The organism is Sporichthya polymorpha DSM 43042 (assembly GCF_000384115.1).
In the GTDB taxonomy this organism is placed as follows: domain Bacteria; phylum Actinomycetota; class Actinomycetes; order Sporichthyales; family Sporichthyaceae; genus Sporichthya; species Sporichthya polymorpha.
In genome coordinates this window covers 799,897-823,942 of record NZ_KB913029.1, presented here as the reverse complement: position 1 = coordinate 823,942, position 24,046 = coordinate 799,897, and the positions used below count along the sequence as shown (strand labels likewise).

Below are 24,046 nucleotides of genomic sequence, written 5' to 3'. Positions count from 1 at the left end.
GCGGTCGTCGGAAGGACCGCGGGGGACAGGGCGCGTGAGCAAGCAGTCGTACACCGCTGAGGTGACCGCGGTGACGCGGCAGTCGCCGAGCCTGGTCCGCGTGGAGCTCGGCGGCGCGGGCCTCGCGGACTTCCGCTCGCTCGGCGTCCCCGACGAGGCGTGCGTGTTCGAGTTCCCGACGCCCGACACCCCGCGCCGGCACCTGCCCGAGCCGGGGCGGTGGTACTCGCTCGCCGAGGTCGGGCCGCAGCGGATGGCTCTCGGCATCGTCCTGCACCCCGGCGGTCGGGGATCCGGCTGGGCGGAGCGCGCCACGGTCGGGGAGACGCTGCGCATCACCGAGCACAACAGCTGGTTCAAGCGTCCGGACGACGCGGCCTGGCAGATCCTCCTCGGTGACATCACCGCCCTGCCGGCGTTCGCGCGGATCTGTGCCGAGAGCGCGCTCCCGACGCAGGTCGTCCTCGAGGTCCCCGACCCGGGCGACGAGGTCCCGATCGCCGGTGGTGCCGGTGCGGTCGACGTCCGCTGGGTCCACAACGCCGACCTCGCCGCGTCCAGCACGCTCGGCGACCTCGTCCGTGAGCTGCCGCGCCCCGAGGGTCCGGGATACGTCTACGTCGCGGGGGAGTCCAAGGCCACCCGCACCGCCCGCAAGTTCCTCCGCGACGAGTGGCGTCTCGGCAACGACCGCTTCGGAGCGATCGGCTACTGGCGCCACGCGCGCTGACATCCGGGCGCTGTTGAGTTCGGCGCAGCCGAAAAATCGGTCGCATCACCAACTTTTGTGCTCGCGACCTCTTTACGGGACGGCTCGACGCGGGTGAGATATGTCCGGGCGTTTTCCTGACAAACGCCCCTCGTTGTCACGATTAGCCGAACCGCCCCCCGGCCCCGGTTCGGTCGCGAGGAGGACTCGGCATGCCCAGCCACCGCCATCGGAGCAGCGCCGTCGCGGCGTCGATCACCGCGTTCGCCGTTCTGCTGACGGGGTGTGGAGGAACCCGTGTCAGCGACGAGGCGATCGAACGTGCCGCCGGCGTCGGCCAGGCCGTCCAGGTCGCCAACCCCGACGCGGCCGCCGCCGTCGTTCCCGACGCCACCGGCGCGGTCGCTGCTGTGCCCGGTGCCGTCGACCCGGCCGCGGCCGCGAACCCCGCGGCGGTCGACACCGGTCCCGCCACGACGACGAACGCCACGACCGCGGTGGCGAACACCGCGGGCGGCACCAAGTCCAACGCGCAGACCGCAGCGTCGGGCGGCAGCAAGGCGAGCGGCAGCAGCGGCAAGTCGTCCGGTCCCGCCACCGGTCCGGTCATCCGCGTCGGCGCTGTGGGCACGTTCACCGGCCCGGTGGGTGCGCTGGTGAAGGACACCATCACCGGCATCCGCGTGTGGATGCAGTGGATCAACGCCCGCGGCGGCGTCGCCGGCCACCCGGTCGAGGTCCTTGTCGGCGACGACGGCGGCGACCCCGCGCGGTTCAACTCGATCGAGCAGCAGTTCGTCGAGCAGAAGGGCGCGGTTGCGTTCCTCTACGCGACGCTCGGCTTCTCGCCCAACGGCAACAACAAGTACCTGGACTCGAAGAAGATCTTCACGCTCGGAACCGAGGGTGGGTTGGAGACCGCCTACAACAACCCCTACGTGCTGACGGCGACCCCGACCGGCAAGGTCAACGCGGACTCGATCCTGCTCGCGCTCGGCGACGTCGCGCGTCCGCTGGGCAAGAAGAAGTTCGCCGAGTTCGCCTGCAGCGACTTCGGTCTGTGCGACAACTTCGACCAGCGCTGGTCGAACCCCGAGGCGCTCAAGGCCGTCGGGTTCGAACTCGTCGCGCGCGGCCGCCCGTCGCTGACGCAACCGGACTACACCGCGCAGTGCCTGTCGGCGAAACAGGGCGGCGCCGAGGTCATCATGCTCGCGCTCGACACCGCCAGCCTCCGTCGGTTCGCCGGCGACTGCGCGCGGCAGAACTACCGCCCGATCTTCGGCACCGCCGACCTGCTCGCGCTCTCCAGTCTGCCGACTGACCCCAATGCGGACGGCATGATCATCGCCTCGAAGATGGCGCCCTGGACGGACACGTCCGTGCCCGGCATCGCGAAGGTGACCCAGGCGTTCGCGCAGTACGCGCCGGGCGCGCCACCGACCGGCGGCAACACGAACGGCTGGATCCTCGGCCGGTTCTTCGAGTCGATCGGGAAGAACTTCCCGGCCGGCCAGGTGACGACCGCCGACGTCGAGGCCGGCGTGTACGCGGTGAAGAACGACAACCTCGACGGGATGACGTTCCCGATCACGATGGTCAAGGGTCAGCCGATGAAGCGGCAGCTCTGCTACGGCGTCGTCGTGATCAAGAACGCGAAGTACTCCCGCTTCCCGGGGAAGGCCCTGCGCTGCACCGGGACGCTGCCGGGAGCCAGCGGCTGAGCTCGTCGGACCCGCTCTCTCCGCGGCCCCTCACCCTGCCGGGGTGGGGGGCCGCTGGGTGTTTGGCGGGAACACCAAATAGCGGTCATTCGTCATCTAAAGTCTTGTCCGGGGCGGACCTGTGCATTAGATTACAGAGCGCATCTTAAAACAGCCCGAGTGCGCGCTGCGCCGGCCGGAGTGACGTCCTCCGGTCGCCGAGCTCTCGGGCGCACGCCCCCTCCATCTCGTCGTCGAGGGCGACGAGGGGCACTGCCCCCTGCCCCGCGACGAAACCCGATGCCGGTCTCCCCCGAGCCGGCGTGAAGGGAACGGTTCCATGTCTGCATCTCCCCGCCCGGATGTGGCTTCTGCGATCGACGCGATCGCCCCGACCGGCACCACCCGCCGTCAGTTCGTCGGGTACGTGCTCGCCGGCACGACGCTGGCTGTCACTGCCGATCTGACGCTCACTCCGAGCGCTGCTCGCGCTGCGGGCGCCACCCCCATCCCGAGCAACCCGACGCTCTCGGACGCGTACGACTTCCTCGACGCGTACCGCGACGCCTGCCTCCCGACCAACCACAACCTGAAGATCGAGATCACGTCGCAGGGCAAGGCGGTCTTCGCCCTCCCGCGCCAGGAGGCCGGTCAGGGCATCACCACCTCGTTCGCGCAGGTCATCGCCGACGAGCTCGACATGCGCATCGAGGACGTGAAGGTCACCCTCGCCGACGCCCGCCCGGAGCTGATCTTCAACCAGCTGACGGGTGGTTCGACGGCGCACTTCTCGCTGTGGATGCCCATCAAGACGATGGCCGCCACGGCGCGCACCGCTCTCGCCGTGGCCGCCGCCGAGAAGTGGGGCGTCCCGGTCTCCGCGGTCACGACCCGCGACGGTGCCGTCTACGGCCCGGACGGTCAGAAGGCCACCTACGGCGCGCTCTCGGCGCTCGCGGCCTCGACGATCACGAAGCCGCTCGACGTCAAGCTCAAGAGCACGTCGGGCAAGTACGTGGGCAAGGACGTCGGCCGCGTCGACGCGCTCGACATGGTCACCGGTGCGAAGAAGTTCGCCGGCGACCTGCCGGTGCCGAACGCCCTGCCGACGATGATCTGCCGGCCGCCGACGATCAACGGCACCGTGCAGTCGATCGAGAACCTCGAGAAGGTCAAGGCGATGCCGGGCGTCACGGACGTCGGCGCGATCTCGCGCGGTGTTGCGGTCCGTGCCCGCACGTTCGGTCAGTGCATCGACGCCATTCGCGCACTGAAGGTCACCTGGGGTGGTGGCACCGTCGACAACGAGAACAACGACACCCTCACCGAGAAGGTCACCTCGGTCCTGCTTCCGCTGGCGCCGACCCTCCCGACCGACGAGGTGATCCAGGAGGACTACGTCTGCCACTACCGCTCGGGTTCTCCGATGGAGCCCAACACCGCGGTGGCGGACGTGCGCACGGACCGGGCCGAGGTCTGGGGCGCGGCGAACATGCCGATCGTGACGCTCCAGCGCATCGCGATGATGCTGAACCTCCCCGAGGACAACGTCACGCTGCACTGCCCGCCGGCCGGTGGGTCGTTCGGCCGCAAGCTGTTCTCCGACGCGATCTACGAGGCCGTCGAGGCCTCGGCGCTGTTCGGCAAGCCGGTCAAGCTGATGTGGCACCGCGCCGACGACGCCCGCCACGGCCGCATGCACCCGATGATGGTCAACCGCGTTCGCGCGACGAAGCAGGGTGGCAGCATCACCAGCTTCGCGATGAGCAGCGCCTCGAGCGCGTGCGACTGGACCCACGGTCTCGGCGAGATCATCTCCGGGTCCGCCGCGGCCCAGGACCCGCGTCTGGGCTTCACGGGCAACAAGGAGCTCGGCAACCTCTCGGTGGCCGTGGCCTTCTACCAGCTCGTGACGACCGTGCCGTACAACTTCGGCCCGACCGCGCTGTACCTCAACGAGGTCTTCTCGTACGACACGCTGCCGACCTCCGCGGTCCGCAACGTGTACTCGCCGGACGTCGCGGTTTCCCGTGAGCTGTTCGTCGACAAGCTCGCTGACAACTTCGGCATGGACGGTTACGAGTTCCGTCGCGCGTTCCTCAAGAACGACCGCATGCGTGCGGTCCTCGACAAGGTTGCCGAGATGGGCAACTGGGGTCGCACCATGCCCGAGGGCACGGCGCAGGCCATCGCGTTCCACGAGGAGTACCAGGCCTACGTGGCGACGCTGATGGAGATCGACTGCCGCCCGGCGATGGTCAACCGCAAGATCCGTGAGGCCTACACCGGTCCGCGCATCACCAAGGCGTTCATGGCGATCGACGTCGGCAACCCGATCAACCCGCGCAACATCAAGGCGCAGCTCATGGGTGGTGCCATGGACGGCATCGCGCAGGCCCTCACCGCGGCCTGCCACATTAAGGACGGGACCGTCCAGGAGGCCTCGTGGGACAACTACCGGTACACCCGGCAGTGGAACGTCCCGTACGTCTTCGAGGCGCACGTCATGGAGGCCAACCGTGAGATCGGCGGTGGCGTCGGCGAGGCCGGCGTCGCGGCCGCGCAGGGTGCGGCGGCCTGTGCCTACGCCAAGGCCACCGGCAAGGACATCACCGAGATCCCGGTCAACTTCCGGGAGCCGCTGGGCTTCGTCGTCAAGCCGACCGTCCCGCCCATTCCGCAGTCGCCCGTCAACGGCCGTCGCTTCGCGCGCTGACCAACTCCGTCCTAACGGGTACTCAGAAAGGGAAATCCCGTGCCCAAGCACTCGTTCGTCCTGAACGGCAAGAAGGTCAGCGTCGACATCGAGAACAACGTCCGCATGCTGTGGGTTCTGCGTGACGTCCTCGGCGTCACCGGCCCGAAGTACGGCTGTGGCATCCGTGTCTGCCAGGCCTGCACGTCTCACCTGAACGGCAAGCACTTCAACCCCTGCTCGGTCCCGGTGTCGGACATCCGTTCCTCGGACCGGATCACGACTATCGAGGGTCTGGCCAAGACCGCCAAGGGCAAGCTGCACCCGGTCCAGGAAGCCTGGATCAAGTACGACGTCGCCCAGTGCGGTTACTGCCAGCCCGGCCAGATCATGGCCGCGACGGCGCTGATCAACCGCGTGAAGAAGTCCGGCCGCAAGATCTCCGAGGCCGACCTCGACACCCTGCGCAACGTCTGCCGCTGCGGCACCTACCCCCGCATCCGCGAGGCGATCAAGTACGCCGCCAGCAAGATGTAGGAGCTCCGCGGGAGCGTGCACCGTGGACGGCCCCCCACCCGAGTTGCTCGGGTGGGGGGCCGCTTCGTTTGCGGGTTACTGGTTGAGGCGGTCGCGGGCGGCCGCGAGGAACTCCTCGGACAGGGCGTCGCCGGCGGTGGCGCGGGCGAGCAGGAGGGCGCCCACGAGGATCGAGAAGTCGCAGATGATCCGCTCGCGCTGGACGGCAGCGTCGGCCTCGTCGGTCGCGGTGCGCTCCGCCAGGACGTCCAGCAGCGTCCGCATGCCCTCGGTGTAGGCACTGCGGGGCGCGCTGCCGGGCTCGGTCCGGGAGATGCCGCTCGCGAACGCGCTGGGGCACCCGTCGCCGGGGTTGTCGCGGTGGGCGAACGACAGGCAGAAGTCGACGAAGGCCTGCCGGGTCGCGATCGGGTCGTGGTCGTGGGCCTCGGAGAACGCATCGAGGCGCTCCAGGTGCTCGGCGAAGGCCTGTTTGACCGCGGCCGCGACGAGGGCGTCCTTGGACTCGAAGTGCTTGTAGAAGCCGCCGCGCGTCAGGCCGATCTCACCCATGACGTCGGGCACGCTGACGGCTCCGAGGTCGCGCTCCCGGAACAGGCGGGCCGCGGCTTCGATGAGTTGTCGGTGGTGCTGGTCGGCGACCGCACGCGACGCTCGGCCCATCTCAACGCTCCGGGACTTGGTGGCGGGCTGAGTCCGAAAATAGCAGTTATGTGACATCCAATACAGGGACGCCGGCAGAAATCGCGGATGGTCCGCGCGATCGACCGGCGGTTGCGCACCGGAGCGGGCCGCCAGAATGGGTGCCCATGAAGCGCATCGTCTGCACCTCGTTCGACCTGGACGCCCTCGCGCTCGTCGAGGAACCGACGCCGGAACCCGGGCCGGGCGAGGTGCTCGTCGAGGTCGCCGCGGCGGGGGTGAGCTTCGCCGACGGACTGATCGTGCGCGGGCTCTACCAGGTGAAGCCGCCACTGCCGTTCACACCGGGCACGTCGTTCGCCGGCACGATCGCGGCGGTCGGGTCCGGGGTCGACTCCGTCGCGGTCGGGACGCCGATCGCCGGGTCGGGCTTCACCGCCGGGGCGTACTCCTCGCACGTCGTGGTCCCCGCGGCGGCGGTGGTGCCGCGGCCGGACGGGGTCGACGCCGAGGTCGCCGCGAGCGTCCTGGAGAGCTACGGGACGCTCGTCTACGCGGTGACGCGGCGCGTGACGATCGCGCCGGGGGAGTGGGTCGTGGTGCTCGGTGCGGGCGGGGCGATCGGCCTCGCCGCCGTCGACGTCGCCCGCAGCCTCGGCGCGCGGGTCGTCGCCGTCGCGTCGTCGGAGGACAAGCGCGCGGCGGCCACCGCCGCCGGCGCCGAGACCGCGATCGACTACACCGACCTCAAGGACGGCATCCGCGCCGCGACGGGCGGCGGTGCCGACGTCGTTCTCGACCCGGTCGGCGGGGCCGCGGCCGAATCGGCGCTCCGGGCATTGCGCGCCTCCGGCCGCTTCTGCGTCCTGGGCTTCGCCTCGGGCGAGATCCCGCGCCTGCCGGCCAACTTGGTGCTGCTGCGCAACCGCACGGTCGTCGGCGTCGACTGGGGCGACTGGGCCCGCGAGGTCGCGACGGTCGAGGAGAACGCGGCGCTGCTCGCCGACGTCCTCGACCGCATCGGCCGCGGCGAGCTCCACCCGGGGCGTCCGACGGCCGTCCCGCTGGCTGACACGGCGTCAGTTCTCCGGGGCTTCGCCGACCGGTCCGCGACGGGGCGATACGTCCTCGTCCCCTGATTTCTTTGTGGTCCCGGCCAAACGCCCCATCGTCCGTCAGGTCGGGGGTTGGTGCGCGGACCGGCCCGGGTGATACTCGGCGCCATGTCCGCCCGGCTCCGCCTCGCCGTGCCCGCGATCGCGGCTGCTGTTGGGCTGCTCGTGTCCGGGTGCGGGACGCGGATGAGCTCGGACGAGGTGCGCGCCGGGGTCGAGACCGGCGCGGTCGAACTCGCGCCCGGGACGCTGGAGCAGCTGCGCGCGGCCCGCTCCGCCCCGGTCGTGCCGTCGGCCGGTGACCCGGCCGGGCCGGCGGCCGCGCCGGCACCGGGCGGGTCGGTGCCGGGCGGGTCGGTTCCGGGTGACGGTGCGGCCGCGGCGCCGGCGGCCGCTCCGGCTCGCGTCGAGGGCGCGGTGCCGGCGGAGGCGCGGGGCTCCGCGCCGACCGCGGCCCGGCCGGCGGCCTGCACGGGTCGGGAAGCTCCGCTGGCGATCGGCCAGATCGGCAGCTTCAGCGGGGTCATGGGGCCGATCACGGCCAGCGGGCGCACCGCGCTCGCCCTCTGGGTCAAGCACGTCAACGCCACCGGCGGGCTCGCCTGTCACCCCGTCACGGCCTACGTGATGGACGACGGCATGGATCCCAGCCGCGGCGCGGCCGCGGTCGGCACCCTCGCCACGCAGCGCAAGGTGCAGGCGCTGGTGTCGCTGTGGGCGCCGTTGTCGATCCCGGCGATGCGGTCGGCCATCGAGCGGTACCAGCTCCCCGTCGTCGGCGGCGACTCCGTCATGCCGGACTGGTACTCCCACCCGCTGCTGTTCCCCCAGGGCGCCGGCCTCAACGGGGCCGTCGCCGGCGCGCTGCGCCAGGCCGTCGACGCGGGGTTCACCAAGATCGGGATGCTCTACTGCGTCGAGACGCCGCTCTGCGCCGGAGTGCAGGATGTCGTGTCGAAGTACGCCGAGCAGATGGGCGCCGAACTCGTCTACAGCTCGCCGGTCTCGCTCACGCAGACCGACTTCACGGCCCAGTGCCAGAACGCCAAGAACGCCGGCGTGCAGTCGTTCGGGATGTGCGTCGACGGGTCCACGATCACGCGGGTCGTGCGCTCGTGCGCCGCCCTCGGCTTCCGTCCGCAGCTCATCTCCGGCGCGATGCTCGTCAGCGCGGCGCAGGCGACCGACCCCGGGATGCGGCAGAACACCCTCTCGGTCTCGACGCCCAACGCGCCCTGGATGCTGACCGAGAACGCGGGCCAGAAGGAGTACGCCGCGATCCTCGAGCGGTACGCGCCGGGGACGCCGCGCGACGCCGTCTCCCTCGCCTCGTGGGCCGCCGCGAAGCTGTTCGCCGCGGCGATCGGGAACCTCGGGGACGCCGCCCGAGCCGGGCCGATCACCTCCGCGGACGTCCTGACCGGGCTGGGCAGGGTGAAGAACGAGACCCTCGACGGCCTCGCCCCGCCGATCACCTTCTCGCCCGGCCAGAAGGCGGCCCGCGAGCACAACTGCGTCTACTACGCCCTGCTCACCGAGCGCGGCTGGGAGGCCCCGCGGGGCAACAAGTACGTCTGCTTCTGATCCACCCTCAGCGGCGGCGGGGCGGGCGTGACGCGGACCTCTGTTTGTGCGGAATCGGGGCGGGCAGCCAGACCGCACGAAGCATGCAGCATTCGTCCAGCTTCGTCCGCTTTTCCCCGGGCGGGCGAGACCCAGAGGAGTTGTGAATGCGAACCGCCCCCACGCACATCCGAACTCGATCCCTCGCGACCCGGCTCGCGGCCACCGGCGCGGCCGCGATCCTCGCGGCGACCGGCCTGGTCACGGCGGCCGACAGCGGCGCCGAGTCGAGCAGCACCCAGGTCGCCTTCGTCGACCCGGTCCCGCTGTTCCCGCTCCCGATCCCGTGCACCGGCGCGCCGCTCGACGCGCAGACGACCTGCGCCGGCGGCGGCCACTACAACAAGGGTGGCGACCGCGGTGACGGCGTCGGCGGCGACACCCCGTCGCTCGGCGGCAACAGTGGCGGCGAGAGCGGCGGCGGCGGCGAAGGTGGGCCGTCCGCCTGAGTCCACGCTCGCACCTTTGTGGGACAGAACAAAAACCCCTGATTGGCGGTCAGAACTGACCGCCACTCAGGGGTAAGACTTTTGTTGGTGCTGTCACACAACTTTGGTTGGACGCCTTTCGGGGGGCCCGCTCAGCCGTTAACCTGCGAGCTGCCCACCTTGTCCGGATTTGCCCCGCCGGACCGGTTTAACGATTGGGAGCGTCCCCATGCACAACACCTCGAGCGGTGGTCGTCACCGCAAGCCCAACCGCACCCGCGCCATCGCGCTGCGTACTGCTGTGTCGGCCGGCGCCGCGGCGGTCGCGGTCCTGGCGACTCCTGCCGCCGCGAGCGCCAGCACCCCGGGTGCCGCCCCGCCGTTCCCCTGCACGGGGAGCCCGCTGGACGGCTTCACCACCTGTGGCGCCTCCGGCTACTACGGCAACGGCGTGACCGGTGGCAACGCCGGTGACTTTGCCGGTGGAGACACCCCGGGCGGCAAGTAGCCCCCACGGTCGCAGCTCGACCGCACGAGCTCGACCTGTCGAACGAACTGAAGACCTCCCGCCGGAAGCGGGAGGTCTTCGGTCGTTAACCCTGGCGCGAGGTGACCGTGGCCGCGGTCGTGTGTGCGACCGGGGCGCCGGCGCCGGACTTGCCGGGCTGCTTGGCCGGCAGCTGGTAGGTGATGACCACCAGGCCGTCGTTGGTCGAGCCCTGCCCCATGAGCAACTGCACGGAGGCCAGGTCGGGGAGGCGCCACGCGGAGATGTAGCCGCTGCCTCCGCCCCCGCCGCCGCCGGCGGTCGCGCCGGCCGAGCCGCCACCCCCGCCGGCGTAGCCGCCGCCACCACCACCGGCGCCGACGGTGCCGCCGGCCCAGTTGCCGGAGTGCTTGATGGAGTTCGACGTGCCGTAACCGCCGGCGCCGCCGCCTCCGCCGTACTGCTCGTCGAACCCGTCGTGGCCGTCCTGGCCCGCGACCGTGTCGACGGCCGCGCCGCCGCTCGGGCCGACGGCGCCGATGCCGCCGGGACCGAAGAAGTCGCCGCCGCCGTCCTCGCCGCGCTCGCCGCCGCCACCACCGCCGCGGGCGTCCGCGGCGAACGTCGTCAGCGTGCCGCCGCCGCCACCACCGCCGCCGGCGACCAGGAGGCGCGCGTCGTGGCCGGTGCCGTTGAGCAGGACGCTCGAGGCGCCGCCGCCTCCGCCGCCGGCCGGGGCGCCCGCGCCGCCGTGGGCGCCGCCGTAGCGGCCGGCCGCACCGGGCTTCATGCCGTTGGCGTTCGTGCCGTGGCCACCGACCCGGACGTGGAGCTGGTCGCCGGCGCGGACCGGGAAGGTCGCGGCGACCATGCCGCCCGGCCCGCCCGGTGCGGGGGCGACGTCCGAACGCAGGACGCCGCCGGCACCGCCGGCCGCACCGTGCGCGGTGATGCGCACGTCGCGCACGCCGGCCGGGACGCGCAGGAGGTAGTCAGTGGCTGACGGGTCGTCATATGTGCAGGTGACGACCCCGAGAGCGGTGGGTGAACTGCACTCGCCGGCGACGCTTGCTCCGGCGGCCGGGACGCCCGTTCCGCCGAGCACGACCGCGAGCGTTCCGCCGATCGCTGCTGCTCTCATGTTGTTTGGCCCTTCGTCTGGCGCTGCCTCGAGAGAGCTTCGGAAGGAGGCTAACCCGATGTCTGTGTGCGGAGCGAGGGCCCGTCCGGCTCTTTCGGCCGGACGGGCCCTCGTGTTTCCCCGATGTCGCGCAACCGCCCGGAGCGCGACTACCCACTGATTGATGTCACCAACACCCAGCGGGGGCTCTTACATGTTTCGTGAGGCCTCCTTGATGGCCTCCCGGATACGCGGGTACGTGTTGCATCGACAGACGTTGCGCAGGTTGTCCAGGTCGGCGTCGGTGACCTTCCGACCCTTCTTCTTGGCCTTCTCGATGAGGTCGACGGCCGCCATGATCTGACCGGGCTGGCAGTACCCGCACTGCGGGACCGAGTTCTTGATCCACGCCTCCTGCACGGGGTGCAGTCCGTTCGGGCCCTTCTTCTTGCCGGCCGTGTCGGCCAGACCCTCGATGGTCGTGATCCGGTCGGTCGGCTTGATGTACTTCACCGACACCGAGCAGGGCGTGAAGGCCTTGCCGTTGATGTGCGACGTGCAGGCCTTGCACTGATTGATGCCGCAGCCGTACTTGGGGCCGCGGACCTTGAGGACGTCACGCAGAACCCACAGCAGGCGGACGTCGTCCTCGATGTCAACGCTGACCTTCTTGCCGTTCAGGATGAACGAGTGCTTGGACACGGGAAACTCCTTTCTTTCGCTCGAAGGTCAGCTGGGCAGGACGCGCGTCGGGCTCTGCGGCACCGACGGTGACTTGGGAATGTGCGTGAACTGGCTCGGGGTGTCCCGGAAGTAGACCGGGAGCTCGGTGATCTTGCGGCCGAGGACCTTCTGCAGCGCGATGGCCGCAGCGGCGTAGCCGGCGCCGTTGCCGGTCTCGCCGGTGCCCGAGGGCACCAGGCTGCCGTCGTCGATGACGATGGCCTCGAACTCGAGAGGCGACATCCACTGCCGGGTGAACATGTAGTCGTCCCAGCCGCCCTCGATCGGGAGGCCTTCCTCCCAGTGCAGGGCCTCGGTGAAGGCGGCCGCGATGCCGTCGATCATGCCGCCCATGAACTGGGCCTTGCACTGGTCCGGGTTGACCGGGACGCCCATCGCGCCGGCGAAGATCGCCTTGGTGATGCGCGGGCCCGGCCAGCCGCGGCGGGTCCGCCGACGTGTCGTCTCCGGCCGGTTGTCGATCTCCATCAGGCACGCGAGGTTGCACTTGTACTCGCTGTGGATGGCGATGGCCTGGGCCATGCCGGCCGGCATCTTCCGGCCCCAGTTGCCGCGCTCGGCGACCGCGTCGAGCGCGGCCTTCATGTGCTCGCTCTTCGCGAACGCACGGCGGAACTCGTACCCGTCCATGCCGAACGACTCGGCGAGGTCCTCGACGAGGAGCTCACGGGCCACCGCGACGTCCGGGGAGTACACGTTGCGCACCGCGGATGTGGGCAGGTAGTCGTACTGGAACGCCTCGGTGAGGGCGGTCTTGGTCGGCCCGAAGTTGTACGGGACCGAGGTGACGACCTGGTAGAAGTAGTCGGTGACGCCGGTATTGCCCGCATAGCGACCGGGCTCCTTCTTCACCGCGCGCCCGGAGATGACGTCGCCGAGACTGTGGGTGAAGTCGCAGGCCCCCGACGCGTGCCACTGGGTGAAGCTGGTGACGCTGTTGCCGACCTTGGTGGCCCGCACGTGCGAGATCGCTCCGGGGTGCTGACGACCGTGGCGGATGTCATCGGTGCGGTGCCACATCAGGCGGACCGGCTTGCCGAACGCCTTCGACGCCCGCGCCGCTTCCAGGATGTGGTCGCCGTGCAGCTTGCGGCCGAACGAACCGCCCGCGTACACGACGTTGATGACGACCTTGTCGAGGGGCAGGCCCAGCTCCTCGGAAAGCATGCCCAGCGGGGTGCCGGGGATCTTCGAGGCCGCCCACACCTCGCACTTGTCGTCGGTCACGTCGGCGACCGCGCTGTTCGTCTCGAGCGGAGAGTTGCTGCGGAACTGGAAGGTGTACTCGCCCTCGATCACCTCGGACCCGGGCAGTGCCGGCTCCATCGGGAGCCGCACCTTCTGGACCTCGGCCATCAGGCCCTCGGAGTTCACCTTGCCGGTGTCGCCGACCTCCCAGTCGACCTTGAGCGCGCGAATCGCGTCGACGCACTGACCGAACGTCTTCGCGCGGATGGCCACGGCCGAGGAACGGTGCGTGGACTCGATGACCGCGACGTCGGTGACGCCCGGCATCCCCTTGATCTGCTCCAGATTGTTGATCTTGCCGACCCGGCCGTTGAATGTCGGGGGCCGCGCGAGCATCGTCGGGAGCGCGTTCGGGATGTCCAGGTCCATCGCGAACTTCTTGGCGCCGGTGACGATGGCCTTGATGTCCTTGCGCGGCACCGACTTGCCGATCACGCCGCCCTTGGGCGGGCCGATCGCGGCGTCGAGCAGCGCACCGACGAGCTCGTTCTGGGGCGAGCCGATGGCGAGGGAGCCGTAGGGCGCCCGCTGGCCGTCGGGGCCGAAGACGAAGCCGTCCTTGGTGCGCAGGACGTCGGGCGAGACGTTCCACTTCTGGGCCGCAGCGCCGACGAGGCGCTGCCGCGCGAGCTCGCTGAGCTCACGCAGCGGCTCCCACAGCGAGTACAGCGACGAGGACCCGCCGGTGAGCTGGGCGGCGAACAGGTCCGCCCGGGCCTTGGACTGGGTGATGTCGACCTGCTCGTACGGGATCTCCATCTGGTCGGCGATGATCTGCGCGACCCCGGTCTCGACACCCTGTCCGACCTCGCAGCGCGGCATGTCGAAGCGGACCCGGCCGTCCTCAGAGACCTCGAGCGTGAGCAGTGGCGTCACGGCGCGGGTCTGGTCGCGCATGAGGTCCATGAAGTCGTAGTGGTCCGACGGCAGGTCGTTGCTCAGGATGGGGGTGGCCCCGCCGGCCGCGGTGGCCGGGCGCGAGTCGACCACGTACTGACCAGCCACGGTCAGCGTTGTCCCGGCCATGACATAGCCGACGAAGCGTCGACGGCTCAGGCCGTTCGCGGTCTCCTCAGGCCCGGTAGTGCCGAAAGCGTCTGCAGTTTGCGTCATGAGCGTGCTTCCTTTCGCGCCGGCTCGGGGGAGACCGGCTCAAGAGGCGTCGATCGTCAGCGGGCGGGGGCGTTCACGATCAACTTCAGGTCAATGCCCTTCGGCTGAAGAGCATGGCGGGTGGGAGTACTCACCACCTGCGCCCATGGCGGATGGGTGCCAGAACTGCGGAGGCCCTGGCGTGGGGCGGTGTTGTACACAGCGGGCGGAATGTGTGCACATCGGAGTAAGTGACGCGGACCACGAGGGTCTTACTGAGAAAATGTCCGGTCAGTTCAACTTGTCCGATCGCACCAAGTTCTGTGACGGCACGTCAGGGTTCGTCCGGTAAGAACCAAAGGTCGTGACGGCACTGACGAGGGTGAGTCGCCTCCTTCCGCCAGAGGAGCGAAGAGTCGTCGCGCGGAAGAGAAACGGACAACATCCCCATGCGGTTGCTGCCCTCGCCACGTCCCCGGCCCTCCACCTGCCTCTTCTCGGTGCTGGCTCTCGCCTGCTCCGTCGTCGCGGTCGCCGCCCCCACGCCGGTGGCCGCGGCGCCGGTCACCACGATCACCTCGACGTGGACCTCGGACGACGGCCAGGACTTCACGATCACCAACCACCTCAGAAACTTCCCCGGGGTGGACCGGGACGCGGCGGCAGCGCACGAGTACCTCGTCGTCTGGGCCGGCGACGTCAACGCCGCCGACCTCGAGTCCGGGGCCGGCGGCAAGCTCCACAACCTGCCGGGCGCGGCCGGCGAGGCGATGGATTCGCTCGGCCGTCCGCACACCCCCGCGGTCGGGCCGGACTTCCTCGCGGTGATCGACGTGCAGAAGGGCGCGCCGACCTACGGCAAGGTCGTCAACACCGTCACGGTCCCGCTCGCGGAGAACGAGCCGCACCACATGCAGTACGAGTGGCACCGCGGCGACACCATCTTCGCCGGCGGCCTGTACAGCGACGTCGCGTTCGCGCTCGACGCCACGAACCTGCCGGTGCTGACGCTGCGCGGCGTCAACCTGCCGACGGACACGCCCTGCGGCTCCGTGCCCGACGCGTTCTGGACGATGAGCGACGGCACGGCCTACGGCACGTGGATGGGCGGCCCGAACCTGCCCGGTCCCTGTACCTACACCAACGGTGAGACGCGGATGGGCAACGGCTTCGGCGGTGCCCCGGGTTCGGTCGTGCTGCTGGACCGGAACGGACGGACGATCTCCGAGTCACCCGCCGCGACCCCCGGGATGGAGCCGGTGCCGCACGAGTGCGCCATGACGCCGCCGGTCGAGCCGCGCTCGTGCGCGAACCCGCACGGCATCCAGCTCCGCGAGGACCTGAACCGGATGATCACCGGTGACTTCGCACAGCCGTCGGTGATCATCGAGGACCCGCTGCCGGCGCTGCCGCCGGTCGACGTGAACATGGTCCGCCGCACGGTGCGGATCTGGGACATCAGCGACCGGAAGAACCCGAAGGTCGTGTCGGTCTCGCGGCTGCCGGACGGACCGCGGAAGACCAAGCCCTCGGACGCCGAGAACATGGGCTTCATGGAGGTCACGGTCACGAACCGGCCGGGCCACAAGGGCGCCTTCGCCTCCTCGATGTGCGCCGGGGCGATCTACTACACGCCCGACATCACCGTGAAGGATCCGAAGTGGCGCGAGGTCTACGACCAGGCCGCCGTCTACCGCGCCATGAACGAGCGCGCGAAGGCCGGCATGGCCGGCAGCGGTGCCGGGCACCACGGCTTCGCCGACAGCGGGTGCGAGGGCAGCGGCTGGCTGCAGACCTCGCCCGACGACCGGTTCCTCTACACGGTGACGATGGGCCGCCGCGCCCACACCGCGAACACCTCCGACCCGGGCACGCCGGGCATCGTTCTCTCGCTCGACATCCGCAAGCTGCTCGCTGCGGGCAGTGACTACAAGTGCGAGATCGACACCGAGGCCGAGGCGTTCAACGGCGGCGCCGAGAAGGACTGCCCCACCGTGCACTCGGTGCTGCCCGTCGACGACCCGACGAGCGGCGGTCCGCACTGGGGCGCGCTGGACCACTTCGTCCAGGGCCCGGACGGGAAGTTCTCCGAGACGCGTGACCCGCGCCGGCTGGCGTACTCGAACTACTTCGTCGCCCGCACCGGCTGGGACGGTGACCACAAGGTCTGCCTGGTGACGATCGACGACCAGCACCGGCTCTCACTGGACCGCGACTTCAAGGACGAACACACCGGCGCACCGTGCGTCGACTTCAACCGCGTCTGGTGGCCCCACGGCCCCTGGGGTGACGCGAAGCCGCACTCGATGATCTTCGTGGTGCCCGACGCGGCGTTCCGCGACTGACATGGCGGCCCACCCCGGAGTTCGGCGCGTGCTGTCGCGCGCCGGGCGAGTGACGATCGGACTCGTCGCCGTGGTGGCCGCGGTGGCGACCGGCGTCGTCGTCACCGGGGTGTTCGCGGGCGGCGTCGGCGCGGGACCGCCGATGCCGCCCCAGGCCGCCGGCGGGCAGCCCGTCGTCGAGCAGGTGTCGGTCGACGGGCGCACGGCGCAGGTCGTCGTCGTCCCGCACCGGCCGGGGCCGAACCTCGTGTGGGTCGACGGCGAGGGTTACCTGGTCGGCGTGGGCGACGCGCTCGTCGCGGCGCAACGTCGGGCCGGTGCCCCGGGCGCCTGGGCGCTCGTCGACCTGCCGGCCGGCCCGACGACGCTGTGGGTCGAGCACTCCGGACGGCGCGCGGCGCTCGACGTGCATCCCGACGCGACGGTCCCCACCCTGCCGGCGATCACCACCGCCGCCGGCCCCGAATGCCTGTCGGCCGTCGTCGGCGCGGCCCTGGCCGGCGCGGTACCCCCCAGCCGCTGCCCGAACCAGGCGCTGACGGCGGCCGACCGGACCGCGCTGCGCGGGATGCTGCGCTCGATCGCGGACCGCGGCGTCCCCGGCGTCCGGCTCGTGGGCGGCGACTCGCCCCGGGCGGACGCGGCCGAGCGTCTCGTGCGCCGCGAGGCGGCGCGGCTGAACCTCCCCGTGGACGGCGTCCGCCATCCGCTCGACGCCCGCGTCGTCGTCGGGGACTGGTCGGCCGCGGAGCGGGCGCTGGCGACGCAGGCGCGGAAACCCGCCCGCTCCGGGGTCTACCTCGCGCCCTGGCTCGGCAACGGCACGTTGCTCGGCTACAGCTCGGGCGCGGTCGTCGTGCTGAACTACGACACCACCGCGGGCCCGGCGGCGGAGTACATCGCCGAGCTCGACAAGTACGCGCTGCGCAAGCTGGCGTCACCGGCCGGGTTCACGACGTGGCTCGCCGCGACCGGCCGGCCCGCCCCCGCCGGCCCGCCGCGCCTGTACGCCGCGCTGGCCGGGTTCAGCCTGATGGGTGTCGACCTGTCCCACCGGGGCGGCGGCATCGGCACCGGCGGCTGGGTGCCGAACGGGCGGCTGACCACGGTGAGCAAGCCCCTCACCACCGAGGGTTCGGCGAGCCGGTGAGCGCGAGCCTGGTCACGGCCCGAAATTTCGGGGTAAGACTTCGGGACCAGGCGACACCAACGTGGATACCTGCTGTATCTCTCCCCGAGCAGCTCGAAGAAACGGTCGTAGTGGAAAACTCCGACGCCGCCCCGTCGGACGAGAAGTGGATAGCCGATCTGACCGCGGACGGTCCGGACGGCGATGCCGCCCTGCGTCGACTCCATGAGCTCCTCCTGCGGGCGAGCCGGCACCAGGTGTATCGGCTCCGCGGCATGCTTCCGCACGCCGGCCCCGAGGAGCTCACCGATCTGGCGATGCAGGCCGCCGACGAGGCGACGGTCTCCGTGCTGCGGCGGCTGGACACCTTCGAGGGCCGGAGCCGTTTCTCGACCTGGGCCTACAAGTTCGCGGTCTACCAGGCCGGGGTCGAGGTGCGGAAGCAGGCCTGGCGACACAAGGAGATCTCGCTCTCCGACTCCGTCGACCTGGTGGGGATGGTCGACCACAGTGCTTCCCCGTCCGAGCTGGCCGAGGCGACAGAGCTGGCCCGGGCCGTGGAGAAGGCGATCCGCACCGCGCTGACGCCGCATCAGCGGCGCATCGCGATCGCACTCGTCATCGACGAGGTTCCGATCGACGTCCTGGCCGATCGGTTGGGCACCACCCGCAACGCGCTCTACAAGACCCTGCACGACGCCCGTCGGCGGTTGCGAGCCGCTCTTGCCGACTGCGGGCACCTGGATGCCATCACCGACCGGAGTACCGCATGAACGCTCCGCCCCCACCACGGTCGCTCGCCGAGGTCGTTGCCGGACTCACGGCCGACGCGGACCCCTACTTGTCGTGCGACGAGTGCTTCGATCAGATCTGCGCGTACGTCGAGCAGGTCGCCGCGGATCCCGCGTACGAGGACGTCGTGATGCGAAGACACTTGGATACGTGTGGCGCCTGCGCCGAGGAGGCGGCCACACTGCTTGAGCTCGGGGCTCTGGACCTCACGAGCTGACCCTCTTCCCCGCTTCTCGACCGCCTGGCAGCGGCACTTCGTGCTGCCCGCGTTCGGCCGGGGGAGGCCTGGGGTGTCGGCGGTCCATGACCGCCCCCGGCACCCGAGGAGATGTGCTGTTGTGTATACATCGTAACACGATATAAATCCGCCGCAAGACCCCTCCTGCGGCATTTCGCGGTGGGACCACGTCGGTGATGGCGATGCAGCCTGGGGCCCGCGGCCATTCGACTCGCGCGATACCGCGGAACTCGCGACCCAAACCTATCTGATATTCCGTCAGATTATGACGTGACGCACAAAACCATTAGACGTAAAGCTATGACCGCTCGTCGACGGACGGGCAAATCGGGCGATCTTCGCGTGTGATCCGGTGAACACTCGACGGGAAGCGAAGGCCGAACCAGGTCCCGTGTCCGTGCGCAGCCAGATCACCCGTCCAGGACCGGGACGCCCGCCCCAGGCTTTGCGCGAAGAGGCTGCCGCACGTTGTCCATCCCGTCGCCCGGCGGGAGCAGAACTTCCGCCGTGTCCGCGACGGCCCGAAAGCCGGTTCCCCCGAGCCGGCGTGAAGGGAAAACAGTTCATGTCACCAACACCCAGCCCCGACCCGACCACGCTTGCACCGCCTGCCGCACAGCCTTCGGGCACCTCGCGGCGCCAATTCGTCGGGTACGTGCTGGCCGGCACCACGCTGGCTGTCACTGCCGACATGGCATGGGAAGGCACAGCGTCGACGGCCCACGCGGCCGGTGCCTCCCCGATCCCGAGTAACCCCACGTTCTCGGCCAACTACGACTTCCTGGACGCGTACCGGGACTCGTGCCTCCCGACCAACCACCACCTGAAGATCGAGCTGACGCCCAAGGGCAAGGCGCGCTTCGCGCTGCCTCGCCAGGAGGTCGGTCAGGGCATCACGACCTCGTTCGCGCAGGTCATCGCCGACGAGCTCGACATGTCGATGGACGACGTGGAGGTCTACCTCTCCGACGCCCGTCCCGAGCTCGTCTTCAACCAGCTGACCGGTGGTTCCACCTCGCACTTCTCGCTGTGGATGCCGATGCGCACGATGGCGGCGACGGCTCGCACGGCGCTGTCCTCGGCGGCGGCGGAGAAGTGGGGAGTCCCCGTCTCCGCGGTCGAGACCCGCGACGGCGCCGTCCACGGCCCCGACGGTCAGCGGGCCACCTACGGCTCGCTGGCGGAGCTCGCGGCCTCGAAGGTCACGAAGCCGCTGGACGTCAAGCTCAAGGGCAAGCCCGGCAAGTACGTCGGGAAGAGCGTGGGCCGCGTCGACGCCGTCGACATGGTCACCGGCAAGAAGAAGTTCGCGATGGACCTCGCGGTCCCGAACGCACTTCCGACGATGCTGTGCCGGCCGCCGACGATCAACGGCACCGTGCAGTCGATCGACAACCTCGAGCGCGTGAAGGGGATGCCGGGCGTCACCGACGTCGCGGCGATCTCCCGTGGCGTCGCCGTGCGTGCGCGCACCTTCGGTCAGTGCATTGACGCGATCCGCGCGCTCAAGGTCACCTGGGGCGCCGGGACCGTCGACAAGGAGAACAACGAGTCGCTGGCCGCGAAGGTCGCGTCCGTCCTCCTGCCCGTGCCGCCCGCGGCGCCGACCGACGAGGTCATCGACGAGGACTACACGTTCCACTACCGCAGTGGTTCGCCGCTCGAGACGAACTGCGCCATCGCCGACGTCCGCAAGGACTCCGCCGAGGTGTGGGGCACGAACAAGATGCCGATCGTCACGCTGCAGCGGATCGCGCTGATGCTGGACCTGCCCGAGGACGCCGTGACCGTGCACTGCCCGCCGGGCGGTGGCTCGTTCGGTCGCCACCTGTTCTCGGACGCGTCCTACGAGGCCGTCGAGGCGTCGAAGACCTTCGGCAAGCCCGTCAAGCTGATGTGGCACCGCACGGACGACAACCGCCACGGGCGTATGCACCCGATGATGGTGAACCGCGTGCGCGCCACGAAGAACGGCAACAGCGTCACGAGCTTCACGATGTCGAGCGCGTCCTCGGCGTGCGACTGGACGCACGGACTCGGCGAGATCATCTCCGGTTCGGCGACCGCGCAGGACCCGCGTCTGGGCTTCTCCGGCAACAAGGAGGCCGGCAACCTCTCGGTGTCGATGGGCTTCTACCAGCTCGTCACCGACGTGCCGTACCACTTCGGCCCGACCGCGGTGTTCCTCAACGAGATCTTCGCCTACGACACGCTCCCGACGTCCGCGGTGCGAAACGTGTACTCGCCCGACACCGGGACGGCGCGTGAGCTCCACGTGTCGAAGATGGCCGACGCGTTCGGCATGGACGACTACGAGTTCCGTCGCTCCTTCGCGGCGAACGACGGCTGGCGTGCGGTTCTCGACAAGGCCGCCGAGGCCGGCAACTGGGGCCGCACGATGCCGAAGGGCACCGCGCAGGCGATCGCGCTCCACAGTGAGTACCAGTGCAAGGTCGCGTGCTTCATGGAGCTCGACGCCCGGCCCGCCATGGTGAACCGGAAGATCCGCGAGGCCTACACCGGTCCGCGTGTCACGAAGGCGATCATGGCCGTCGACGCGGGACGGGTCATCAACCCGCGCAACTTCCAGGCGATGATGATGGGCGGTTGCATGGACGGCATCGCCCAGGCCCTGACGGCGAGTCTGCACATCGAGGACGGCCTGCCGCTCGAGGGCTCGTGGGACAACTACCGGTACACCCGGCAGTGGAACGTCCCGTACGTGTTCGAGTGCCACGTCATGCCGGACAGCCGTGAGATCGGTGGTGGCGCCGGCGAGACCGGTGTGGCCGCCGGCCAGGCCGCCGCGGCGATCGCCTACGGCCGGGCGGTGGGCAAGCTCCCGACGATCAACCCGGTCAACTTCAACGAGCCGCTGGGATTCGTGGCGAAGCCCAAGGTGCCACCGATCCCGCAGTCACCCGTCAACGGCCGCCGCTTCGCGCGCTGACCTGATTACCCGGAAGGAGGAGACTTCATGAGTAAGCACACGTTCATCCTGAACGGCAAGAAGGTCAGCGTGGACGCCGAGAGCAACGTCCGCATGCTGTGGGTGCTCCGCGACCTGCTCGGTGTCACCGGACCCAAGTACGGGTGCGGCATCCGGGTCTGCCAGGCGTGTACCTCGCACCTGAACGGCAAGCACTTCAACCCGTGTTCGGTGCCGGTCTCGGACATCAAGTCCTCGGACCGCATCACCACGATCGAGGGTCTGGCCAAGACGGTGAAGGGCAGCCTGCACCCGGTGCAGGAGGCCTGGATCAAGTACGACGTCGCTCAGTGCGGTTACTGCCAGCCCGGCCAGATCATGGCCGCGACGGCGCTGATTCAGCGGGTTAAGAAGTCCGGCCGCAAGATCTCCGAGGCCGACCTCGACACCCTGCGCAACGTCTGCCGCTGCGGTACGTACCCGCGTATCCGTGACGCCGTGAAGTACGCGGCCGCCAGGATGTAGCGACGCCGCCCCGTATCGCGCACCCACGGCCCCCTCCGGTACCCGGAGGGGGCCGTGGCGGGTCGTCAGTCGCTGACCTTGCTCGCCGGCCGGCGGTAGTCGAGGTCCCGGTACTCCGGGTGCCGCCCCATCCAGCCCTGGACGAACGGGCAGATCGGGAGCACCTGGAGCCCGAGCGTCCGGACGTGGTCGAGTGCCGCGCGCACCAGCTGGCCGCCGATGCCCTGACCTTCGAGCGCGGGGTCGATCTCGGTGTGGGTGAAGACGATCAGCTCCGCCGTCTTCTGGTACGCCGCGTGGCCGAGCAGCTGCCCGTCCCGCCGGATCTCGTACCGGTTCTCGGCAGGATTGTCGCGTACCTGGGTGGTCACAGGGTTCCTCGTCTCGATCGGTTGCTCAGCCGTTGACGAACGTGCGGAGCTCCACGATGACACCGTCGCGGCACTTCTAGCGTCAGCGGGATCGCGCGTTATAGCGCGCGATCCCGCTGACGTTAAGGCTGCCTTCGACGGTCTTGTGCTTGTCGGCGCCTGGTCCTATACTCGAACATACGTTCGAACTGGGTTGGAGGTTTCGTGCCGGTCGGGTTGGTTGAGCGCGAGACCGCGGGGTGTGAGCTCCCGTGGGAGCCGGGTGACCGCCCGCCCGCGCCCGGGCATCCGGACTACGCCTCCTACCTGGACTACTGCGCGTACGAGGCGCGGCGGGATGCGTTCTGGTCCGCCCACGCGAACGGCCCGGTCCTGCCGGTGGATGCGCCGATCGACATGACCGCGGCCCGTTCCGACGCCGAGCTGGTCTGGGAGGTCGCGGACGCCGACCGGCTGGAGAACGCCGCGTACGGGGCGAAGTGCCGGGCGGTGTCGAACCTGGCGCTGCGCAAGCTGCGCGACCCGGATGCCGACTACGACCCCGAGTATCTGCGCCGTTCGGTCGAGGCCGAACTCGGGTGCCTGCTCAAGCTCTCCCCGGCGGCGGTGCAGAACCTGTGCCACGTGGCGATGGAGTTGACCCGCCGCTACCGAAAGACCTTTGCCGCCCTCGAACGCGGCGAGGTCAACCGGGTCCAGGTGCAGGCCATCGTGGACGAGGGCGCCGATTTGGATGTCGCCCAGGCGTCCCGGCTTGAGGACGCGGTGCTGCCCGAGGCGAAGGAACGGGGCGGGCGCTCGTTCCGGGACCGGGTCCGCCGCGAGGTCAAGGCCATCGATGAGGACGCGGTCCGCAAGCGGGAGCAGCGGGCCCGCGAGGAACGCTGCGTCTACGTCCGCCCGGAGTACGACGGCATGGCCACTCTGTGCCTGTTCATGCCCGAGGACGAAGCGAAGCGCATCTTCAAAGCGCTCAAGGAGCGCGTCCACCACGACCGGGCGGTCCAGAAAGAGCAGGCCGCCGAAGCGCCGCTGGTGATCGCCCGCCGGGACGAGCGCACCATCGCCGCCCAGGAGCTCGACACGATCCAGGCCATCCTCGGTGAGGCGCTCGGGCTCGACCCGACCGAGCCGGAGATCCGGGCCTCCTCCGCCCTGTCGGCCGAGGCAATCGAGCTGCTCGACCTGCACGCCGACAACTACGCGCCCACGGCGAAGATGAAGACCGCGGTGCGGAACCGGGACAAGCATTGTAGATTCCCCGGCTGCCGGCGCCCGGCCCGCCAGTGCGACATCGACCATTCGATCCCGTTCACGAAGGTCAAGGGCAAGGTCGTCCAGGGCTGGACGCGTTACTGGAACCTCGGCTGCCTGTGCCGGTTCCACCATCAGGTCAAACAGATGCCCGGCTGGCATCTGGAACAGGACCGGGGCCGGTTCATCTGGACCACCCCGACAGGGCTGAGGTTCATCACCTATCCCGGTGCGGATGACCCCGACGCTGAACTACCGGACTTCATCAAGGACCTGACCGCGCCGGTCCCGTTCTGACCTGACGGATCGTCAGGGGGTGC

20 protein-coding genes are annotated in these 24,046 nt (G+C 70.0%); 15 read left to right on the top strand and 5 right to left on the bottom strand.

Annotated elements, in window-relative coordinates; genetic code table 11:
* Positions 1-34: 34 nt before the first annotated feature.
* The 4 genes from SPOPO_RS32355 (at position 35) to SPOPO_RS0104045 (ending at position 5,644) form a co-directional block, all read left to right on the top strand.
* The gene (locus SPOPO_RS32355) at positions 35-730 is read left to right on the top strand and encodes a siderophore-interacting protein (protein WP_019873504.1); all 696 of its coding nucleotides are present in this window, start codon (positions 35-37) and stop codon (positions 728-730) included.
* A gap of 191 nt (positions 731-921) precedes the next feature.
* Positions 922-2,433, top strand: coding sequence for an ABC transporter substrate-binding protein (locus SPOPO_RS0104060; RefSeq protein ID WP_019873503.1), 1,512 nt, complete (start codon positions 922-924; stop codon positions 2,431-2,433).
* A 319-nt stretch (positions 2,434-2,752) separates the two neighbouring features.
* Positions 2,753-5,128 (top strand): molybdopterin cofactor-binding domain-containing protein, encoded by a 2,376-nt coding sequence (locus tag SPOPO_RS0104050; protein WP_084670879.1) that lies wholly within the window; start codon positions 2,753-2,755, stop codon positions 5,126-5,128.
* Positions 5,129-5,167: 39 nt separating this feature from the next.
* On the top strand, positions 5,168-5,644 hold the full coding sequence (locus SPOPO_RS0104045; protein WP_019873500.1) for a (2Fe-2S)-binding protein: 477 nt from the start codon (positions 5,168-5,170) through the stop codon (positions 5,642-5,644).
* A gap of 75 nt (positions 5,645-5,719) precedes the next feature.
* On the opposite strand, the gene SPOPO_RS0104040 is transcribed toward SPOPO_RS0104045, so the two are convergent.
* Positions 5,720-6,307, bottom strand: coding sequence for a TetR/AcrR family transcriptional regulator (locus tag SPOPO_RS0104040; protein WP_019873499.1), 588 nt, complete (start codon positions 6,305-6,307; stop codon positions 5,720-5,722).
* A 146-nt stretch (positions 6,308-6,453) separates the two neighbouring features.
* Between SPOPO_RS0104040 and SPOPO_RS0104035 the strand changes: the two genes are divergently transcribed.
* From SPOPO_RS0104035 to SPOPO_RS0104020, 4 genes are all read left to right on the top strand, one after another.
* Entirely contained in the window at positions 6,454-7,425 is a 972-nt protein-coding gene (locus SPOPO_RS0104035; protein ID WP_019873498.1) for an NADPH:quinone oxidoreductase family protein, read from the top strand.
* Positions 7,426-7,509: 84 nt separating this feature from the next.
* The gene (locus tag SPOPO_RS0104030) at positions 7,510-8,985 is read left to right on the top strand and encodes an ABC transporter substrate-binding protein (protein ID WP_019873497.1); all 1,476 of its coding nucleotides are present in this window, start codon (positions 7,510-7,512) and stop codon (positions 8,983-8,985) included.
* Positions 8,986-9,131: 146 nt separating this feature from the next.
* Positions 9,132-9,473 (top strand): hypothetical protein, encoded by a 342-nt coding sequence (locus tag SPOPO_RS27635; RefSeq protein WP_019873496.1) that lies wholly within the window; start codon positions 9,132-9,134, stop codon positions 9,471-9,473.
* A gap of 208 nt (positions 9,474-9,681) precedes the next feature.
* Positions 9,682-9,960, top strand: a complete 279-nt coding sequence (locus SPOPO_RS0104020; RefSeq protein ID WP_019873495.1) for a hypothetical protein — start codon at positions 9,682-9,684, stop codon at positions 9,958-9,960.
* Positions 9,961-10,045: 85 nt separating this feature from the next.
* Here the strand turns inward: SPOPO_RS0104020 and SPOPO_RS27630 are convergent, their stop codons facing one another.
* The 3 genes from SPOPO_RS27630 to SPOPO_RS0104005 all read right to left on the bottom strand — a co-directional run bounded on the left by SPOPO_RS27630 (position 10,046) and on the right by SPOPO_RS0104005 (position 14,164).
* A complete protein-coding gene (locus SPOPO_RS27630; RefSeq protein ID WP_156869553.1) occupies positions 10,046-11,080 on the bottom strand; it encodes a hypothetical protein in 1,035 nt (344 codons plus the stop codon).
* A gap of 189 nt (positions 11,081-11,269) precedes the next feature.
* Entirely contained in the window at positions 11,270-11,761 is a 492-nt protein-coding gene (locus tag SPOPO_RS0104010; RefSeq protein WP_019873493.1) for a (2Fe-2S)-binding protein, read from the bottom strand.
* A 27-nt stretch (positions 11,762-11,788) separates the two neighbouring features.
* Positions 11,789-14,164 (bottom strand): molybdopterin cofactor-binding domain-containing protein, encoded by a 2,376-nt coding sequence (locus SPOPO_RS0104005; RefSeq protein WP_028984501.1) that lies wholly within the window; start codon positions 14,162-14,164, stop codon positions 11,789-11,791.
* A 428-nt stretch (positions 14,165-14,592) separates the two neighbouring features.
* Here SPOPO_RS0104005 and SPOPO_RS27625 point away from each other — a divergent pair, with 428 nt between their 5' ends.
* The 6 genes from SPOPO_RS27625 to SPOPO_RS0103970 all read left to right on the top strand — a co-directional run bounded on the left by SPOPO_RS27625 (position 14,593) and on the right by SPOPO_RS0103970 (position 22,101).
* Entirely contained in the window at positions 14,593-16,488 is a 1,896-nt protein-coding gene (locus tag SPOPO_RS27625; RefSeq protein WP_033384901.1) for a selenium-binding protein SBP56-related protein, read from the top strand.
* 28 nt (positions 16,489-16,516) lie between these two features.
* The gene (locus SPOPO_RS0103990; protein WP_156869551.1) at positions 16,517-17,638 is read left to right on the top strand and encodes a hypothetical protein; all 1,122 of its coding nucleotides are present in this window, start codon (positions 16,517-16,519) and stop codon (positions 17,636-17,638) included.
* Between the two features lie 110 nt (positions 17,639-17,748).
* A complete protein-coding gene (locus SPOPO_RS0103985; protein WP_019873488.1) occupies positions 17,749-18,390 on the top strand; it encodes a sigma-70 family RNA polymerase sigma factor in 642 nt (213 codons plus the stop codon).
* Complete coding sequence (locus SPOPO_RS0103980) at positions 18,387-18,626, top strand: hypothetical protein (protein ID WP_019873487.1); 240 nt, start codon at positions 18,387-18,389, stop codon at positions 18,624-18,626. The genes SPOPO_RS0103985 and SPOPO_RS0103980 overlap by 4 nt, the downstream gene beginning before the upstream one ends.
* 586 nt (positions 18,627-19,212) lie before the next feature.
* Positions 19,213-21,597 (top strand): molybdopterin cofactor-binding domain-containing protein, encoded by a 2,385-nt coding sequence (locus tag SPOPO_RS0103975; protein ID WP_033384898.1) that lies wholly within the window; start codon positions 19,213-19,215, stop codon positions 21,595-21,597.
* Between the two features lie 27 nt (positions 21,598-21,624).
* On the top strand, positions 21,625-22,101 hold the full coding sequence (locus tag SPOPO_RS0103970) for a (2Fe-2S)-binding protein (RefSeq protein ID WP_019873485.1): 477 nt from the start codon (positions 21,625-21,627) through the stop codon (positions 22,099-22,101).
* A gap of 65 nt (positions 22,102-22,166) precedes the next feature.
* Here SPOPO_RS0103970 and SPOPO_RS0103965 read toward each other — a convergent pair whose 3' ends face one another.
* Positions 22,167-22,472: a GNAT family N-acetyltransferase gene (locus SPOPO_RS0103965; RefSeq protein WP_019873484.1), complete on the bottom strand. Its 306-nt coding sequence runs from the start codon at positions 22,470-22,472 to the stop codon at positions 22,167-22,169.
* A gap of 204 nt (positions 22,473-22,676) precedes the next feature.
* Between SPOPO_RS0103965 and SPOPO_RS0103960 the strand changes: the two genes are divergently transcribed.
* On the top strand, positions 22,677-24,023 hold the full coding sequence (locus SPOPO_RS0103960) for an HNH endonuclease signature motif containing protein (RefSeq protein ID WP_019873483.1): 1,347 nt from the start codon (positions 22,677-22,679) through the stop codon (positions 24,021-24,023).
* Positions 24,024-24,046 lie beyond the last annotated feature (23 nt).

What these genes read in the sequence shown, in the direction of transcription:
- SPOPO_RS27630 (WP_156869553.1), bottom strand. Translation starts at nt 11,080, where the DNA reads ATGAGAGCAGCAGCGATCGGCGGAACGCTCGCGGTCGTGCTCGGCGGA.
- SPOPO_RS0104035 (WP_019873498.1), top strand. Translation starts at nt 6,454, where the DNA reads ATGAAGCGCATCGTCTGCACCTCGTTCGACCTGGACGCCCTCGCGCTC.
- SPOPO_RS0103970 (WP_019873485.1), top strand. Translation starts at nt 21,625, where the DNA reads ATGAGTAAGCACACGTTCATCCTGAACGGCAAGAAGGTCAGCGTGGAC.
- SPOPO_RS0104030 (WP_019873497.1), top strand. Translation starts at nt 7,510, where the DNA reads ATGTCCGCCCGGCTCCGCCTCGCCGTGCCCGCGATCGCGGCTGCTGTT.
- SPOPO_RS0103980 (WP_019873487.1), top strand. Translation starts at nt 18,387, where the DNA reads ATGAACGCTCCGCCCCCACCACGGTCGCTCGCCGAGGTCGTTGCCGGA.
- SPOPO_RS0104005 (WP_028984501.1), bottom strand. Translation starts at nt 14,164, where the DNA reads ATGACGCAAACTGCAGACGCTTTCGGCACTACCGGGCCTGAGGAGACC.
- SPOPO_RS27625 (WP_033384901.1), top strand. Translation starts at nt 14,593, where the DNA reads ATGCGGTTGCTGCCCTCGCCACGTCCCCGGCCCTCCACCTGCCTCTTC.
- SPOPO_RS27635 (WP_019873496.1), top strand. Translation starts at nt 9,132, where the DNA reads ATGCGAACCGCCCCCACGCACATCCGAACTCGATCCCTCGCGACCCGG.
- SPOPO_RS0103975 (WP_033384898.1), top strand. Translation starts at nt 19,213, where the DNA reads ATGTCACCAACACCCAGCCCCGACCCGACCACGCTTGCACCGCCTGCC.
- SPOPO_RS0104020 (WP_019873495.1), top strand. Translation starts at nt 9,682, where the DNA reads ATGCACAACACCTCGAGCGGTGGTCGTCACCGCAAGCCCAACCGCACC.
- SPOPO_RS0104050 (WP_084670879.1), top strand. Translation starts at nt 2,753, where the DNA reads ATGTCTGCATCTCCCCGCCCGGATGTGGCTTCTGCGATCGACGCGATC.
- SPOPO_RS0104060 (WP_019873503.1), top strand. Translation starts at nt 922, where the DNA reads ATGCCCAGCCACCGCCATCGGAGCAGCGCCGTCGCGGCGTCGATCACC.
- SPOPO_RS0104040 (WP_019873499.1), bottom strand. Translation starts at nt 6,307, where the DNA reads ATGGGCCGAGCGTCGCGTGCGGTCGCCGACCAGCACCACCGACAACTC.